The organism is Dethiosulfatibacter sp. (assembly GCF_983023055.1).
This window is the reverse complement of the sequence record NZ_CEZJXU010000090.1, coordinates 1-1,845: the sequence shown is the minus strand read 5'-3', so window position 1 is coordinate 1,845 and position 1,845 is coordinate 1. Positions and strand designations below refer to the sequence as shown.

The following is a 1,845-nucleotide window of genomic DNA, read 5'->3' as shown; positions in this document are numbered from 1 at the left end:
TGTCTATGCGTAGATTGTTTCGTAAAGCTCTTTAAGTTCTTTGCTTTCTCTCATTATTTGAAGAGAAATTTCAGCATGGTTCTTCGTGTATCCGTTTCCTATGATCATGTTTACGTCTTTTCCAACACCCTCGGCACCAAGAGCTGCCTTAGTGAATGATGTAGCCATTGAGAAGAAGTAAACTGTACCGTCGTCCTTGCATGAAAGAATGCTTGACATTTCACAGTTTTGTCTGCTTACACAGTTGATTATAACGTCACAAAGTTCTCCATCAGTAAGTTCAACAACCTTGTCATATACTCCTACTGCATCTGTTGCATCACCAGTGATGTACTCATCAGCAAGATTAAGTTTCTTAACCTTTTCAAGTGATGATTCTCTGTGAGCCATGCATATTACCTTGCCTGAGATTCCAGCTCTTTTCTTTGCCTCGTATAGACAAAGCATTCCAGATTTTCCAGCTCCTCCAACTACAAGTACAGTATCGCCAGGCTTAACAAGCTTTGCAGTCTGTGCCGGTGCACCTGCAACGTCTAATACTGAAAGTGCAAGGTTTTCTGGAAGATCAGCAGGTATCTTAGCGTAGATTCCGCTTTCGAACAATATAGCCTGTCCCTTAATATCTACCTGGTCTATGTTGTCTCTTACTTCAAGTATTTCTTCGATTACAAGTGGAGTAAGTGAAAGTGATACTAGAGTAGCTATCTTGTCGCCAACTTGAAGATCAGTCTTTCCTTCCATTGCAGGTCCGATTTCCTTAACTGTTCCTATAAGCATTCCACCTGATCCTGTAACTGGATTCTGATGCTTTCCTCTTTCAGCAACGATACCCTTCATTATTTCCTTGATTTTTTCAACATTGCCTTCTGCCTGATCCTTAATCTGTGTAAAACTTGCAGAATCAACGTTTAATGTTTGAACGTCTATAAGTATTTCATTATCGTAAATTTCCATAGTATTGTCAATTTTAAGTGCCGGTTGTGGAAGAACACCTTTAGGTTCGATTACTCTGTGTGTTCCAAATGGGTTTCCTTTTTTCATTGTAACTGATTTCATAATTAGTAGCCTCCAAAATTTTTTATTGTTTTTTTCTATTTTTCCAGTTTTATTTTCACTGGATATTTAGCCAAAGTTGTTTCCATTGCTTTCTTTAAGTAGCTTTTCCTACTCATCTATATATTTAATATGGTTTAAATACTAAATACTTTGTCACTTAATCTTATACAATGCAAGTTGCGTGCCAAGTTTATGCAAAAATATGAAACGTTGGAAAATGCAGGTTTTTTTAAGTTTAGAGAAAAGTTTTTCATAATTTTTTATTAATTTTCGCCTAAAATCGGGCACGAACCGCCTATTTTTTGGCACCATCTATGTATTTGTTGTTGAAATATGGTGGATTTGTGATATAATTTACACAAATATAGCTAAAGGATCATATGATGACAAAAGTTAGAATGAAAATAAACGGAGCCCAAAGCACTGAAAACAGCGAGTCACAGGTTACAGAACTTACAACTGAGGGTGTTTTTGAATTCACCGACGATGAATTCTACTATACCTATAACGAATCAGAACTTTCAGGAATGGAAGGGTGCACCACAACTCTTATTACCGATGGAAAGAAAAAAATCATACTGAGAAGGTCAGGAGATGCAAATTCTGCATCTATGGATTTCATTGAAGGTAAAAATTTCAGAAGTCAGTACATGACCGAATACGGCAACTTTGAATTGATATTGAAAACAACTAGGGTTGTTTGTAATCTTAAGGAAGACGGAACCGGGGAGATACATCTGGAATACAGCATGTTCTTCGGAAACGAAGACGAATCAAGGAATAAGCTGA

2 protein-coding genes are annotated in these 1,845 nt (G+C 37.0%); one reads left to right on the top strand and one right to left on the bottom strand.

The features are described 5' to 3' along the window. Nucleotides 1-3: 3 nt before the first annotated feature. Nucleotides 4-1,041 (bottom strand): L-erythro-3,5-diaminohexanoate dehydrogenase, encoded by a 1,038-nt coding sequence (gene kdd / locus AC3AX0_RS04775; protein WP_487549169.1) that lies wholly within the window; start codon nt 1,039-1,041, stop codon nt 4-6. Between the two features lie 398 nt (nt 1,042-1,439). Here kdd and AC3AX0_RS04770 point away from each other — a divergent pair. Continuing rightward, nucleotides 1,440-1,845 (top strand): YwiB family protein (locus tag AC3AX0_RS04770; protein ID WP_487549164.1); only part of this gene is annotated, 406 nt, incomplete at its 3' end.

What these genes read in the sequence shown, in the direction of transcription:
- kdd (WP_487549169.1), bottom strand. Translation starts at nt 1,041, where the DNA reads ATGAAAAAAGGAAACCCATTTGGAACACACAGAGTAATCGAACCTAAA.